Genomic DNA, 14451 nt, shown 5'->3' with positions numbered 1-14451 from the left:
GGTCTTCGGGTGCGGCGCGTGGCGCTCAGGCCGCGTTGCTGGCGTTGGGGATGATCGAGGAAGCCGCTTCCGGCACATGCAGGCCGCATTCGCGCTTCTCGTCGTTCTCCCACCACCAGCGGCCGGCGCGCTCCGGCTCGCCGGGCTTGATGGCACGGGTGCAGGGCTCGCAACCGATCGACGGATAGCCGCGACTGTGCAGCGGGTTGACGGGAATGCCCTCTGCCGCGACATGGACCTGGATCGTCTCGATGTCCCAGTCGGCGAGCGGATTGATCTTGATGAGTCCGCGCTCGACGTCGGCTTCAGCGAAAGGGGTCGTGGCACGGTTGCCCGACTGCCCGCGGCGCAGGCCCGTGATCCAGTAGCTTGCCCCGTCGAGCGCGCGCGCAAGCGGCTTCAGCTTGCGCACGCCGCAACAGGCATGCCGGGCTTCCACGCTTTCGTAGAACCCGTTCATGCCGTATTGCGCCACATAGGCGTCGATGTCGGCTTTCTCAGGATAATAGCGCTTGATGAGGATGTCATAGGTTTCCTCGGTCTTGTCGATCAGCGCCACCGTCTCGTTGAAGAGGCGGCCCGTCTTCAGCGTCGCGACTTCGATGTCGAGACGGTTGCTGCCGATCGCGGCGGTAATGACCTGGTCCTCGATGCCGAGCGACGTGGTAAAGACCGCGCGGCCTTCAAGCCCGGCAATGAGCGCCAGCCGGCCGGCGAGATCCAGGCTTTCGAGCTTGTCGTTGAGGGCCTTCGCCTCCGCATCGAGGGCCATCACGTCTGCTTCGAGGGCCACCGCTTCTGCTTTGAGGGATTGCGTCGTCATGGCTGCATCCTGTTGCAATTTGCACGGAATATGGCAGCCGCTGGTGCCAATGGACAGAAAAACGGATTTCTATTGCTCAAGGATCAGAGCAAATATCTCTCTGATCCATAAAGTTCTAAGAAAACCTAGTAATCCAGTAGATTATTGTCTTACGATTAAACCCGCCAGCTGTCTTCGCGCGCGGTGCTGCCGTTCAACAATCGTTGAATGCTCTGTCCATCTGCTTCGCGTGCTCCACTTTCAGACTGACCCCGCGAGCCCACGAAAGGAGACAAAGACATGGCAAAATCCTTGCCGTCCCGCATATTCGCTGGAGTGGCTTTCGGCCTGCTTCTGGTGACGGGCGCCTATGCGCATCACGGCTGGTCCTGGGCGGAGGCCGATCAGGTCGAGCTTTCAGGGACGATACGCGAGATCTCCATGGCACCGCCGCATCCGACCCTTCAGGTCGAGACGCGGAATGACGGCACCTGGCGCGTCGAACTCGGCAACCCGCGGCTCACCGAGCGTTCGGGCTTTGTGGAAGGGGCAGCCAAGGCCGGCGATCCGATCGTCGTGCTCGGCAACCGCTCGCTCGACCGGAACGAGAAGAGGATGAAGGCCGTGCGGATCACAGTCGCCGGAAAGGTCTATGACATCTATCCGGAGCGCATTCGGACGAATTGATGGAGGAGGCGCTGACGTGGATCGGGGCGTTGCCCTTCGCCGTGGCGATACGGCGCTCCGCGGTGCTCTACATCTTCGTGAACGCCGCCCACATACTCTCGATCGGGATAATCGTCGGCTCGATCCTGCCGCTCGACCTGCGGCTGCTCGGCTTCTTCCGCAGCGTGCCGGTCGCAGTGGTCGGACCCTATCTTTCACGTACGGCGGCAATCGGCGTAGCGTTGGCCATCGCCACCGGTTTCTGTCTCTTCAGCGTGCGCCCGGTTGAATATGCCGCCAACCCCGCCTTCCTGACGAAGATGACGCTGCTCGCGCTCGGCGTACTCAACGCGGCCATATTGCACCTGACCCCGCAATGGCGCGACGCCGTCAAAGGCGGGCCGCTCTCCCCGAGGGTCCGCCTTTCCGCGCTGCTTTCCATGTCGATCTGGACCGGCGCGGTCCTTGCCGGGCGCTGGATCGGTTTCCTCTCGGAATAAGTTACCTGTCGCTCACCGCCCAGCGCGGATTGATCCACGGCTCCTGGTTCGAGCGGGCGAGCGGCTGTCTGCCGAGGATATGATCGGCGGACTTCTCGCCGGTCATGATCGAGGGGGCGTTCAGGTTGCCATAGGTGATGTGCGGGAAGATCGAGGAGTCAGCGACACGAAGCCCTTCGACGCCGATAACCCGGGTTTCCGGATCGACCACGGCCATCGGGTCGTCCTTCGCACCCATCTTGCAGGTGCCGCAGGGATGATAGGCGCTTTCGAGATGCTCGCGCAGGAACCCGTCGATCTCCTCGTCCGTCTGCACCTTTTCGCCGGGCTGGATTTCGGGGCCGCGATAGAGGTCGAAAGCCTTCTGCCCGAAAATCTCCCGCGTGAGCCGCACGCAGTGGCGGAACTTCTCCCAGTCCTCCGGATGGCTCATATAGTTGAAGCGGATCACCGGGTCGGCCTTCGGGTCGGAGGAGCGGAGCGAGACGTTGCCGCGCGACTTCGACAGGTTGTAGCCGACATGCACCTGGAAGCCGTGCGACTTCGCCGCCGCCTTGCCGTCATAGCTGATCGCCACCGGCAGGAAGTGGTATTGGATGTCCGGCTGCTTCACGCCGGGTGCCGAGCGCAGGAAGGCGCAGGACTCGAACTGGTTGGAAATGCCGAGGCCTCTTTTGAAGAAGAGCCATTGCGCACCGGCGACGCCCTGCCAGAACCATGGCAGCCAGGAATAGAGTGAAACCGGCTTCGTGCTCACCTGCTGGAAATAGAATTCCATGTGGTCCTGCAGGTTCTGGCCGACGCCGGGCCGGTCGACCTTCACGTCAATTCCCATCTCCTTGAGGTGCGCAGCCGGGCCGATGCCGGACAGCATCAGCAGCTTCGGCGAATTGAACGAAGAGGCGGAGACGATCACTTCGCGATTGGCCTTCACCACCTCGATCCGTCCGCCCCGCTCGATCTCCACGCCCGTCGCCCGGCCGTTCTCGATGACGATCTTGCGGGCGAAGCAACGGATGAGCTCGACATTCGGACGTTTGAGCGCCGGCTTCAGATAGGCGGAAGCGGCCGACCAGCGGCGGCCCCGCCATGTCGTCTGCTCCATCAGCCCGAAGCCCTCCTGCTTCGAGCCGTTATAATCCTCGGTGACTTCGAAGCCGGCCTCTTTTCCCGCTTCGATGAAGGCGTGAAACAGGGGATTCTTGACCGGGCCGCGCTGGACGTGCAGCGGCCCGTCGGTACCGCGCCAGCCCTCTTCGCCGCCATGCGAATGCTCCATCCGCTTGTAATAGGGCAGCACGTCCGCATAGGCCCAGCCTTGTGCGCCGAGTTCCTCCCAGCGGTTGAAGTCTTCCGAATGGCCCCGGACATAGACCATGCCGTTGATAGAGGAGGAGCCGCCGATCACCTTGCCGCGCGGCGCGGTGATGCGCCGGTTGTTGAGATTCGGCTCGGGTTCGGAGAGATAGCCCCAATTATAGCGGTTCATGCTCATCGGCCAGGCAAGCGCTGCCGGCATCTGGATGAACGGACCGACATCCGAGCCGCCGAACTCGAGCACGATGACCGAATTCCTGCCGTCTTCCGACAGGCGATAGGCGAGCGCCGAGCCCGCCGAGCCGGAACCGATGATGACGAAATCTGCCTGCATTCTCGCTGCTTTCTTTTTTGGATGCACTCGGCATGCCCCCTCATCCGGCTGCCGCCACCTTCTCCCCGCTCGCGGGGAGAAGGACACGCGGCGCCCGCTCAGTCCCTCGGCCGCCGGCGCGGAAGCTCGCCGCCTCCGGTCCCCTCTTCCCGCGAGCGGGGAGAGGGTTAGTCCTCGGGTTAAACCCGAGGAGAGGGGCAAGCGCCAACTTTCAATACGGCGCCTCGACCGGCCCCATGCCGACATAGACGGTCTTGAGCTCGGTATAGTGGTTCAGCGCCGCGACCGAATTCTCCCGCCCGAAACCCGATTGCTTGGACCCGCCAAAGGGAATCTCTACCGGGCAGAGATTGTAGGTGTTGATCCAGAGCGTGCCGGCTTCGAGCCGGTCGGCGACCCGGTGGGCTCGGGTGAGGTCCGCGGTGAAGACGCCGGCCGAAAGGCCGAATTCGGTGGCGTTGGCGCGTGCGATGACTTCCACCTCGTCGTCGAAGTCGAGCACGCACATGACCGGTCCGAAGATTTCTTCGCGCGCGATCGTCATCCCGTCGGTGACGTCGGCGAAGACGGTCGGCTGGATATAGGTGCCTTCGCCGCTCACATTGTTGGGAATGCCGCCGCCGGTGACGAGGCGGGCGCCTTCCGCCTTGCCCTTCCCGATATAGGAGAAGACCTTGTCGCGTTGCGCCGCCGAGACCATCGGACCGAGCTGCGTCGCCTCGTCCAGGGGGTCGCCGATCACGATGGCTTCGGTGCGTTCCTTGAGGCGGGCGAGGAAAGGCTCCTTGATCTTCCTTTGCACGAAGACGCGCGTGCCGTTGGAGCAGACCTGGCCGGTCGAATAGAAATTGCCGAGCATGGCGCCGCCGATCGCGCTTTCGAGATCGGCATCGTCGAAGACGATCAGCGGCGACTTGCCGCCGAGCTCCATGGTGACGTGCTTGAGTTCGGCCGCCGCGGCGCCCGCGACCTTTTTGCCCGTCGGCACGGAGCCGGTGAGCGACACCTTGGCGACGTCCGGATGGTTGACGAGGAGCGGGCCCGTCGCGCGGTCGCCCTGGATGACGTTGAACAGGCCCTTCGGCAGACCCGCTTCGATAAGGATTTCGGCGATCTTAAGTGCGCCGAGCGGGGTGTTTTCCGAAGGCTTGAACACCATCGCATTGCCGGCGACGAGCGCAGGCGCACCCTTCCAGCAGGCGATCTGCTGCGGATAGTTCCAGGCGCCGATGCCGACGCAGACGCCGAGCGGCACCCGCTTCGTATAGGCGAAGTCGCCGCCGAGCGGGATATAATCGCCGTTGAGTGCGGCGGGCGCGACGCCGCCGAAGAATTCGAAACTGTCGGCGCCGGACGTCGGGTCGGCGACGATGGTTTCCTGGATCGGCTTGCCGGTGTCGAGCGTTTCGAGTTCGGAAAGCTCGCGGTTGCGCTGGCGCATGATCTCGGCGGCCCGCTTCAGGATGCGGCCGCGCGCCGTCGGGCTCATCGCCGCCCATTCCGGCTGCGCGCGCTTGGCCGCGGCGATCGCCTTCTCGACGATCCCAGGCGTTGCGGCATGGAGCCGGGCGATGACTTCGCCGGTCGCCGGATAGATGCTCTCGATCACCGTGCCGGCGGCGTCCTCGACATATTCGCCGTCGATGAAGTGCGAGGCTTTCGGTTGGGCTCTCATCTCATTCTCCTCGCGGATAGCGTTTGGATTCCTCGAGAGTGTCGAGGTTCATGTGGTTGCGCATGTAGCGCTCCGATGCCTTTTGCAGCGGCTGGTGGTCCCAGGGGTAGTAGGCGCCGTTGCGAAGCGCTTCGTAGACCACCCAGCGCCGTGCCTGGCTCTCGCGCACGGCAGCGTCGAAGGCTTCCATGTCCCAATGCGCCGCGCGCATGTCGCGGAATGCCGTGAGCGTCGCCTGATCGACGGGCCCGCGCGGATTTTCCGCGAGGTTCGTAAGCTCCAGCGGATCTGCCTCGAGATCGAAGAGCTGCTCCGGATCGAGCGCGCAGTAGACATATTTCCACTTGCCCTCGCGGATGGCGACCAGCGGCGCATAGGAGGCCTCCGCCGCGTATTCCATCAGCACCGGCTCCGTGCGTTCGACGCCGTTGACCATCGGCACGAGGCTGACGCCATCGGTCCAGGGCTTCACTTCCTCGAGCGAAATGCCGGCGAGGTCGGCAAGCGTCGGCGTCACGTCGAGATTTGAGGTCGGCGTCAGATGCAGGCCGGGTGCGATACCCGGGCCGGCAATCATCAGCGGCACGCGCGCCGAGCCTTCGAAGAAGTTCATCTTGAACCAGAGGCCGCGCTCGCCGAGCATGTCGCCGTGGTCGGAACAGAAGAGGATGAGCGTATCGTCGAGCATCCGCGTCCGCGTGAGCGTGTCGATCAGCTCGCCCACCTTCTCGTCGAGATAGGAGATATTGGCGAAATAGGCGCGGCGCGAGCGGCGGACATTCTCCTCGGTCACGTCGAAATTCCGGTAGTCGCAGGAGAGCATGATGCGTTGCGAATGCGGGTCCTGCTCGTCGAGGGGAATGGCGCCGACCTCGGGCGTGAGGTGCTCGCAATCCTCGTAGAGATCCCAGAATTTCCGCCGCGCGACATAGGGGTCGTGCGGATGTGTGAAGGAGACGGTGAGGCACCAGGGACGCCGGCTCTCGTCGTCGTTCTCCCGCGAAAGCTGGTAGAGCTTCTGGTTTGCGAGGAAGGCCACCTCGTCGTCATATTCCATCTGGTTGGTGATTTCGGCGACCCCGGCGCCGGTGACGGAGCCGAGATTGTGATACCACCAGTCGATCCGCTCGCCCGGCTTGCGGTAATCCGGCGTCCAGCCGAAATCGGCGGGATAGATGTCGGTCGTCAGCCGCTCCTCGAAGCCGTGCAACTGGTCCGGCCCGACGAAATGCATCTTGCCGGAAAGCGCGGTGTAGTAGCCGGCCCGGCGCAGGTGATGTGCATAGGTCGGGATCGACGACTGGTATTCGGCAGCATTGTCATAGACCCGGGTGCGGCTCGGCAATTGCCCGGCCATGAAGGATGCGCGGGCAGGGGCACACAGGGGCGACGAGGTGTAGTTGTTGCGGAAACGCGCCGACCGCTTGGCCAGCGCCTTCAGGTTGGGCGCATGCAGCAAGTCTGCAGGCCCGTCCGGAAAGAGCTTTCCGTTCAACTGGTCCACCATGATGATCAGAATGTTGGGCTTACCGGTGGTCACTGGTCGGTTCCTCGATGGTTCGAATTCTTGCTCGTCTTGCTTGGTTCAGGTGGAAATTGCCCCTCATCCGGCTGCCGCCACCTTCTCCCCGCCGGCGGGGAGAAGGGACATGCGGCGCTGCCGAAGTTCCCTCTCCCCGCGTGCGGGGAGAGGGTTAGTCCTCGGGCTTAACCCGAGGAGAGGGGCATTTCACGCCATTCGCCCGTAAATGCGCATTCACATAATCTTCCGTGAGCGCGACCGATGCTTCGATGCTGATCGGCGCCGACTTCAAACTTTGCCGGATGTAGAGCCCGTCGATCATCGCAGCCGCGCCTTCGGCGATGCGCTCCGCGTCGTCCGCCGGGCAGAGCGCTCTCAGGCCCACAAGCAGATTGGAGCGCAGCCGCCGTGCATAGATCACGAGCAGCCGCCGCACCTCCTCCGACCGTTGCGCCTCCGAATAGAAGGCGAGCCAGGCGGCGACCGTCTCCGGCGCGAACTGATCGGCGCGGAAGCTCACGCGGATCAACGCGCTCACCCTTTCGCGCGGCGTCGCCGCCGCTTTCATTGCTGCGACGGCGTCGTCGCGCAATTTGCCCAGGAGGCTGCGGATCGTGGCGATCAGCAACTGCTCCTTGCTGCCGAAATAGTGATGCGCGAGCGCGGGTGAGACGCCGGCCGTCCGCGCGATCTCCGACATGGTCACCGCGAGCGTACCCTGATCGCCGATCACGCGCAGCGCCGCATCGACCAGCGCCTTACGGCGCACCGGCTCCATTCCGACCTTCGGCATCTTCGAACTCCTCAGATGCCAGCTTATTTTTGATTGATCCATCAATCAATAAAAAAATCTGCGCTTTTCTCTTTCTTTTTGCTTGGAAATCCGGCTCAATCAGCGGGAGGCGTCCATGCGCATCGGCATGACTGGAGGTTGAAATGGTTCACGCGTTCGATCCAGCCGGCAGAGAGGCCATTGCCGGAAAATGGGGGTGGTTCGTCGCACTCGGCGTGCTTCTGATCATGTGCGGCGGCATCGCCTTCGGAAACCTGCTGATGGCGACAGTCGCCTCCGTCTATTACGTCGGTCTCATCATGCTGATCGGCGGCCTGCTCAATCTCGCCCATGCCTTTCAGGTCAAAAGCTGGGGGAGTGTCCTTTACTGGATATTGAGCGGCGCCTTCTACGCCGCAGCGGGCCTGTTCGCCTTCATCAATCCTGTCCTCGCCTCCTCCGTGCTGACGTTTCTGCTGGCCCTGGCGCTGATCGCCGCCGGTTGCTCCCGCATCTGGGTAGGGTTCAGGCTTCGGCCGCTCGGCGGCTGGGGGTGGATGGTCATCGGCGGCCTCGTGACGCTGCTAGCCGGCCTCATCATCGCCGCCGGCTGGCCGGTCGACAGTCTCTGGATACTGGGTCTTGTCCTGGCGGTCGATCTCGTCATGCAGGGGCTGGCCTCGATCGCCTTCGGGGTTCTCGCAAGGGGCTGAGCAGGCCTTTTCCGAAGCTTCATCAAACTTTCACATTCGCGAAAGATTTCGTTGACGCCTTGCTCCGATGCTGGCGCGCGTTTGTGTGTCCTATTCCTGGAGCCCGGCATGTCGGCCGCCCCCGCAGAAATCCTGTCGCTTCGCCGTTTCGGCGACGACCAAATCGTGACGCTTGCCAAACTCGTCATCGAAAATGCCCTCCAGCCGATCGTGGAAGCGACGACCGGGGCGGTGTTCGGCTATGAATCCCTGATGCGCGGGTTCGAGCGCCTGGGCTTCGCCTCGCCCGTCGAGTTGCTCGACAAGGCCGAGGCCGCCGGACAGTTGCTCGCGCTCGAGCACCTGATCAACAGCCGCGCCGTCGCCGCCTTTGCCACGCTCCCGGACTTTTCGGCGCGCACGCTCTTTCTCAATTTCGATGCGAGGCTCATCGGCGGCGAGGGGGACATCGTCGACCGCCTCGTCAGCCACTTGAAGCGCGCGAATATCGCTCCTTCCTCGCTTTGCTTCGAACTGTCGGAACGCTTCGACAGCAGCAAGATGCCGGACTTCCCGGTGCTCGTGCGGCAACTGCGGCTCGCGGGCTTCAAACTGGCGATCGACGATTTCGGCGCCGGGTTCAGCGGCTTGAAACTGCTCTGCGATCAGCCGGTAGACTATGTGAAGATCGACCGGCATTTCGTTTCAGATATCGACAAGGATGCGCGCAAGCGCCACATCGTCCGCCACACGGTCAATATGGCCCATGCTCTCGGGACGCGGGTGATCGCCGAGGGTGTGGAGACGGAGGCGGAGTTTCTCGTCTGCCGCGACCTCGGTTGCGATCTGATGCAGGGCTATTTCATCGCGCGGCCGACGACGCATCTCATGGAGCTGCAGGCCGTCTATCCGCATCTCGAACCGACGAGCGGCACCCGGCGGCCCTCTTCGACGCTGGACAGCATCCTGATCCGGAAGGAGATCGAGCAGCTTCCGGCGGTGCGGGAGAGCGACGACCTCGATTCCGTGTTCCACCTTTTCCGGCTCAATCCGCGCCAGGCCTTCTTTCCGGTACTGAATGCCAATGGCGAACCGCGTGGCATCCTGCACGAGTACCACGTCAAGGAGATGATCTATCATCCCTTCGGTCGCGACCTCCTGAAGAACCGCCTCTATCGCGGCGCATCTCGCATTTCGTCACGCCCGCGCCGATCGCCGATCTCGACACGCCCGCCGACGAGATGCTCAAGATCTTCGCCGGTATGGACGGGAGCGACTGCGTCATGCTGACGGAGAACATGCGCTATGCCGGCATTCTCTCCGCTTCGTCGCTCCTGAAGATCATCAACGAGAAGCAGTTGAAGATGGCCCAGGAGCAGAATCCGTTGACGGGCCTCCCCGGCAATCGGGCGATCCGCGATTATGTCCAGAACGCGATCCTGGACGGCGATCAGGCCCGCTACTTCTGCTATTGCGACTTCGACGATTTCAAGCCCTTCAACGACACATATGGTTTCCAGAAGGGGGATCTCGCGATCACCCTGTTCGCGGCGCTCCTGCGGCGCCACTTCATCGGCGAAGAAAAATTCCTTGGTCACGTCGGAGGCGACGATTTCTTCATCGGCATCGACGGCTGTACCGAGGAGGATATCCGGGGCGTCCTTTCACGTCTGATCGACGACTTCCGCTCGGACGTCCGCCAGCTCTATTCGCCCGAGCATCTGTCGGCGGGACGGATCAGCGGATATGGCCGCGACGGCATCACGAAGGCTTTCCCACTGATGCGCTGTTCGATTGCGGTACTTGTGCTTCCCGAAGGCCTTGTCCTCTCGGACGGCCAGACCGTGAGCAAGCGGATCGCGGAGATAAAGGCGCGCGCCAAGGCGAGCGAAGAAGGTCTCGTCATGGAGCCCCTCGACCGCGCCTGAGCAGCGATGCAAGGCGACCTTTCCCGAGCGGCAGGAGGGCTATAGGTATAGGCGGAACCGTTTTGCGAGGATGCCGTCATGACCCTTCCGACAGAAATGACCTACGTCGATCTGCCTGGCCCCGGAGGGCCGGAGAATATGGTGCTGGCGCGAGGGCCGCTGCCTGAGGTCCGGCCCGGCGACATTCTGATCCGCGTCGAAGCTTTCGGCATCAATCGGCCGGACGTCCTGCAGCGCAAGGGAGACTACCCGCTGCCCGCTGGGGCGAGCCCCATCCTCGGGCTCGAAGTTGCAGGCGAAGTGGTTGCCCTCGGCGAGGAAGCGACCGGCTTCTCGACCGGCGACAAGGTCTGCGCTCTTGCCAATGGCGGCGCTTACGCGGAATATTGCGCGGTTCCCGCCACGCAGGCCCTTCGCTGGCCCAAGGGCTACGATGCCGCGAAGGCGGCAGCCCTGCCGGAGACCTTCTTCACCGTCTGGGCCAACGTCTTCGACATGGCCCGCCTGAAGTCCGGCGAAACATTCCTCGTCCATGGAGGATCGAGCGGTATCGGTACGACCGCGATCCAGCTTGCCAAGGCCTTCGGTGCGGAGGTCTTCGCGACCGCCGGCAATGCCGCGAAGTGCGAGGCCTGCGAAGCACTCGGGGCGAAACGTGCGATCAATTATCGCGAGGAGGATTTCAAGGCTGTCGTGCTGCAAGAAACCGGCGGCCGCGGGGTCGACGTCATTCTCGACATGGTGGGCGGGCGCTACTTCGACCGCAACATCGGCAGCCTCGCCAAGGACGGGCGCCTCTCGATCATCGCTTTCCTTGGCGGCGCCCGGGTGGACGGCGCCAACATTGCGCCAATTCTCATGAAGCGCCTGCAGGTAATGGGCTCGCTGCTCCGGCCGCGCACCGCCGCCGAGAAGCAGGCGATCCGCGACGGGCTTGCGGAAAAGGTCTGGCCGCTGCTGGAAGGGGGCGACGTTGCACCGGTCATCCAGGCGGTCCTGCCCTTCGCCGAGATTGCCGGCGCCCATCGGCTGATGGAGGAGGGCGATCATATCGGCAAGATCGTGATGCGGATCGGGTAGCAAAAAACAATAAGACGATGGTCGGCCTTGTATTGGCGCAAAGATCGCTTACGTTGGGATCAACGTCAACGAACAGAAAGGAAGGTGATCCAATGTCTAATGAGATTTCGGACCTCGTAATGGACATGGGAGAGGTGAAGGAGTCGAGGCAGCCCTCGGCCTGATAGCCGCCTTCCTTTGGGTCTCAGCACCCGGCCATTGTGAGGCCAAAGCTCATGGAAGGGCCGCCGAAGGGCGGCCCTTTTCCATTAGACCGAGCGCCGCTCATCTCATATCCCGAAGCGGCCGAGTGCCGGTATCTTGACGCCGGGCCGCGCGACGTCGAAGCCCGCCACCAATCCCATGAAATGCAATTCCAGCCCGCTGCGCCACCCGGCCGAGACGCCGGCGAGGCCGTAAAGCGTTGCGTGCAGGTCGCGGCCGTCGGCATCGACATGGAACAGTTTCCCCTCCGGCAGATAGTTGCGCCCGACTGCATCCGGCGGCAGCACGGCGTCGAGCTCCGGCACCGATCGCAAGACATGGGCGACGAAGGTGTTGGAGTTTGGCCCGGGCCAGAGACGATAGGCGCCCGGCGAAGAATAGGGATAAGCCTCGATCGCCTTCTCGATCTTCGGGATCAGGCGCTTGGCTTCCTCGCCCCTGACTGCCACGACGATGCGCGGCTCGTTCGAATACCAGCGTCCGTCGGCCGGATAAGCATTCCTGCGGATCGGCTTGCCCCAGCCGACCTTTTCATAACGGTTATAGGTCGACGCCCCTTCGTCTTTGGTGACGATCCAGGCGTGGCTTGCCACCGCGCCTTTCATGCCTCCGGTGGTCGCCGAGAAGACGTATATCGCCGCCTGCGGGCTCGCAGCCGCATCCGCCAGAATACCTGACGACGACCAATCCGCGTCGTGCCAGCTCTGCGGCCGCTCCTTGAGGTACCACAGCCCCGCCGAGGCGAGCGCCGGAAGCAGGTAGACGACGGCGAAAACGAGAAAGAGCTTGCGGAGGAATTTCATCTACGGTGACTTTTCTGCCGTGGGATTCCTGATAGATGCATATCCGAATCTTGGAAAATTGAGGGCAGCCGATGTCGAATCCGGTTCTGGTCGAAGTAACGCGCGGAAATCTGGTCGAAAGCCGCCATCGGGGCATGATCGTCGCCGTCGATGGCGACGGAAAGACGCTGTTTTCCCTTGGCGAAACGGATGCCCACATCTTTCCTCGCTCCGCCTGCAAGGCAATGCAGGCCCTGCCGCTGATCGAAAGCGGTGCCGCCGACGCCTACGGCTTCGGCGACCGGGAATTGGCGCTGGCCTGCTCGTCGCATTCGGGAGAGCCGGAACATGTGGCGCTCGCCGCCAAGATGCTGTCCGCTGCGGGGCGGGACGTTCAGGCGCTTGAGTGCGGCGCCCATTGGTCCTCCGACCAGAAGACCCTGATCGCGCAGGCCCGCTCACTCGAAGCGCCGAGCGCGCTCCACAACAACTGCTCCGGCAAGCATGCGGGCTTCGTCTGCGCCTGCTGCCATTCCGGTACCGAGGTCAAAGGCTATATCGGCTATGACCACCCGATCCAGCAGGAAATCCGCGGCGTCATGGCGGAGCTGACGGGAGCAGTTCTTGATCGCGACAATTGCGGCGTCGACGGCTGCTCGATCCCGACCTACGCGCTCTCGATGAGGGGACTTGCTCACGGCTTCGCCAGGATGGCGAGCGGAGTCGGTCTCGGTGCGGAGCGGGCGCGTGCCTCGAAGCGTCTGATCGACGCCTGCATGGCCGAACCCTTCTACGTCGCGGGCACCAAGCGCGCATGCACACGGCTGATGAAGACCGCTCCCGGCCGCATTTTTGCGAAGACCGGCGCCGAGGGCGTATTCTGTGCTGCGATACCGGAAAAGGGCATCGGCATAGCGCTGAAATGCGAGGACGGCACGACCCGGGCCGCCGAGGCGATGGTCGCCGCGACGCTTGCGCGCTTCTTCTCGGACGATGCCGAAATCCATGAGGCATTGATGGCTCAGGCCAATCACGCGATGCGCAACTGGAACGGAATTCACGTCGGGGACGTGCGGGTGGTGACGGAAGCCTTTGCCGCCTGACGCGATACCGCTCAGGGCTTGTCAATCGCGGCGATTCGATCTTCTGTGCTTCGGCGCCGCCGTCGGCCGCGCAATTTGGGAGGAAGAACGATGCTGAAACTGTTTTATACGCCCGGAACCTGCTCGCTTGCCTCGCACATCGCGTTAGAGGAAGCCGGTGCCGGCTATGAAGTGCATCGGGTCGATTTTTCCAAAGCCGAGCAGACCAAGCCGGACTACCTCACCATCAACCCCAAGGGGCGGGTGCCCGCCCTCGTGACCGACCGTGGTATCCTGACCGAGACGCCGGCCATTCTCGCCTATATCGCCCAGAGCTTCCCGAAGGCGCGGCTTGCGCCGCTTGACGATCCTTTCGAGTTCGCTCGGCTGCAGTCGTTCCTGAGCTATCTCTGCTCGACAGTCCACGTCGCCCATGCCCATGCCCGTCGAGCCGCGCGGTGGGCAGACGACCCGGCAGCGCAGGAGGCGATGAAGGCCAAGGTGCCGCAGAATATGGCCGACTGCTTCGCGCTGATCGAGCGCACGATGTTCGTCGGCCCCTTTGTCAGGGGCGACGCCTACTCGGTCGCCGATCCCTACCTCTTCACCATCGCCGGCTGGCTCGAGTCGGACGGTGTCGATCCGGCCCGGTTTCCGCGAATCCTCGACCATCGCAACCGGATGGCCGAGCGTCCGGCCGTCGCCAAGGTTCTGGCTGAAGTGCAGTCGTAGCGGCAATCGGCACGAGATCGGCGGAGCCGAAGCGTTGAAGCGGGGCGTTGGTTACCTTTGGACGCAGAGGTTCTCCGTCGCAGAGCGGGGCCATGGCCATCCGGGGAACGGCAGATCCGCGAGTTCGCGTTCATCCATACGGGAGAGATCCGGATGCTGGAGAGGATCGCGCATCCAGTCGGAAGCGAGTCCTCGAACAGTCTCGGACGAGGCCTCGGGGCGCTTCAGTATTGAGAAAACCTTCAGCATGACGTCACCTTCAGCTCGGATTGGGGTAGCGCAGGCGGTCTCGCCGGCCGCTCAACCCTTCAACCTGTTGTAGGAGCATCCGCCTCTTTGCCGAAGTTTGCAATTGAGATTGCG

At 63.1% G+C, this 14451-nt stretch carries 12 protein-coding genes and 1 pseudogene; 7 read left to right on the top strand and 6 right to left on the bottom strand.

Going from position 1 to position 14451, the window contains the following annotated elements; all coding sequences use genetic code 11:
• Positions 1 to 25: 25 nt before the first annotated feature.
• Complete coding sequence (locus M1D43_RS08860) at positions 26 to 823, bottom strand: phosphoadenylyl-sulfate reductase (protein ID WP_153314723.1); 798 nt, start codon at positions 821 to 823, stop codon at positions 26 to 28.
• Between the two features lie 279 nt (positions 824 to 1102).
• On the opposite strand from M1D43_RS08860, the gene M1D43_RS08855 reads away from it, so the two are divergent.
• Positions 1103 to 1489: a DUF6152 family protein gene (locus M1D43_RS08855; protein WP_003536268.1), complete on the top strand. Its 387-nt coding sequence runs from the start codon at positions 1103 to 1105 to the stop codon at positions 1487 to 1489.
• Entirely contained in the window at positions 1489 to 1968 is a 480-nt protein-coding gene (locus tag M1D43_RS08850) for a DUF6644 family protein (protein WP_010968939.1), read from the top strand. Before M1D43_RS08855 ends, M1D43_RS08850 begins: the two co-directional genes overlap by 1 nt.
• A gap of 1 nt (position 1969) precedes the next feature.
• On the opposite strand, the gene betA is transcribed toward M1D43_RS08850, so the two are convergent.
• The 4 genes from betA to betI all read right to left on the bottom strand — a co-directional run bounded on the left by betA (position 1970) and on the right by betI (position 7609).
• Positions 1970 to 3619 carry a choline dehydrogenase gene (betA, locus tag M1D43_RS08845; RefSeq protein WP_153314721.1) on the bottom strand — a complete coding sequence of 550 codons (1650 nt, stop codon included), beginning with the start codon at positions 3617 to 3619 and terminating at the stop codon, positions 1970 to 1972.
• 211 nt (positions 3620 to 3830) lie between these two features.
• Positions 3831 to 5294 (bottom strand): betaine-aldehyde dehydrogenase, encoded by a 1464-nt coding sequence (gene betB, locus M1D43_RS08840; protein WP_127540483.1) that lies wholly within the window; start codon positions 5292 to 5294, stop codon positions 3831 to 3833.
• 1 nt (position 5295) lies between these two features.
• A complete protein-coding gene (gene betC, locus M1D43_RS08835; RefSeq protein WP_318853541.1) occupies positions 5296 to 6834 on the bottom strand; it encodes a choline-sulfatase in 1539 nt (512 codons plus the stop codon).
• A gap of 154 nt (positions 6835 to 6988) precedes the next feature.
• A complete protein-coding gene (gene betI, locus M1D43_RS08830) occupies positions 6989 to 7609 on the bottom strand; it encodes a transcriptional regulator BetI (protein WP_015007310.1) in 621 nt (206 codons plus the stop codon).
• A gap of 143 nt (positions 7610 to 7752) precedes the next feature.
• Here betI and M1D43_RS08825 point away from each other — a divergent pair, with 143 nt between their 5' ends.
• From M1D43_RS08825 to M1D43_RS08815, 3 genes and pseudogenes are all read left to right on the top strand, one after another.
• A complete protein-coding gene (locus M1D43_RS08825) occupies positions 7753 to 8301 on the top strand; it encodes an HdeD family acid-resistance protein (RefSeq protein WP_153314711.1) in 549 nt (182 codons plus the stop codon).
• 108 nt (positions 8302 to 8409) lie between these two features.
• Positions 8410 to 10208: pseudogene (locus M1D43_RS08820) on the top strand (EAL domain-containing protein).
• 78 nt (positions 10209 to 10286) lie between these two features.
• Entirely contained in the window at positions 10287 to 11288 is a 1002-nt protein-coding gene (locus M1D43_RS08815; RefSeq protein ID WP_153314707.1) for an NAD(P)H-quinone oxidoreductase, read from the top strand.
• Positions 11289 to 11557: 269 nt separating this feature from the next.
• Here M1D43_RS08815 and M1D43_RS08810 read toward each other — a convergent pair whose 3' ends face one another.
• Positions 11558 to 12295: a DUF3750 domain-containing protein gene (locus tag M1D43_RS08810; RefSeq protein ID WP_153314705.1), complete on the bottom strand. Its 738-nt coding sequence runs from the start codon at positions 12293 to 12295 to the stop codon at positions 11558 to 11560.
• Positions 12296 to 12366: 71 nt separating this feature from the next.
• Here M1D43_RS08810 and M1D43_RS08805 point away from each other — a divergent pair, with 71 nt between their 5' ends.
• Together M1D43_RS08805 and M1D43_RS08800 are read left to right on the top strand one after the other, a co-directional pair.
• A complete protein-coding gene (locus M1D43_RS08805; protein ID WP_153314703.1) occupies positions 12367 to 13377 on the top strand; it encodes an asparaginase in 1011 nt (336 codons plus the stop codon).
• A 90-nt stretch (positions 13378 to 13467) separates the two neighbouring features.
• Entirely contained in the window at positions 13468 to 14088 is a 621-nt protein-coding gene (locus tag M1D43_RS08800; protein ID WP_003536681.1) for a glutathione S-transferase family protein, read from the top strand.
• The last annotated feature ends 363 nt before the right edge of the window (positions 14089 to 14451 follow it).

Source organism: Ensifer sp. R1-3, assembly GCF_056739175.1.
Note: the sequence above shows the minus strand (reverse complement) of the source record. Positions and strands in the feature narration are given on the sequence as shown.

Coding starts and splice junctions, on each gene's coding strand:
- M1D43_RS08805 (WP_153314703.1), top strand. CDS start 12,367: ATGTCGAATCCGGTTCTGGTCGAAGTAACGCGCGGAAATCTGGTCGAA.
- M1D43_RS08855 (WP_003536268.1), top strand. CDS start 1,103: ATGGCAAAATCCTTGCCGTCCCGCATATTCGCTGGAGTGGCTTTCGGC.
- betB (WP_127540483.1), bottom strand. CDS start 5,294: ATGAGAGCCCAACCGAAAGCCTCGCACTTCATCGACGGCGAATATGTC.
- M1D43_RS08860 (WP_153314723.1), bottom strand. CDS start 823: ATGACGACGCAATCCCTCAAAGCAGAAGCGGTGGCCCTCGAAGCAGAC.
- betA (WP_153314721.1), bottom strand. CDS start 3,619: ATGCAGGCAGATTTCGTCATCATCGGTTCCGGCTCGGCGGGCTCGGCG.
- M1D43_RS08800 (WP_003536681.1), top strand. CDS start 13,468: ATGCTGAAACTGTTTTATACGCCCGGAACCTGCTCGCTTGCCTCGCAC.
- betI (WP_015007310.1), bottom strand. CDS start 7,609: ATGCCGAAGGTCGGAATGGAGCCGGTGCGCCGTAAGGCGCTGGTCGAT.
- M1D43_RS08815 (WP_153314707.1), top strand. CDS start 10,287: ATGACCCTTCCGACAGAAATGACCTACGTCGATCTGCCTGGCCCCGGA.
- M1D43_RS08810 (WP_153314705.1), bottom strand. CDS start 12,295: ATGAAATTCCTCCGCAAGCTCTTTCTCGTTTTCGCCGTCGTCTACCTG.
- M1D43_RS08825 (WP_153314711.1), top strand. CDS start 7,753: ATGGTTCACGCGTTCGATCCAGCCGGCAGAGAGGCCATTGCCGGAAAA.
- M1D43_RS08850 (WP_010968939.1), top strand. CDS start 1,489: ATGGAGGAGGCGCTGACGTGGATCGGGGCGTTGCCCTTCGCCGTGGCG.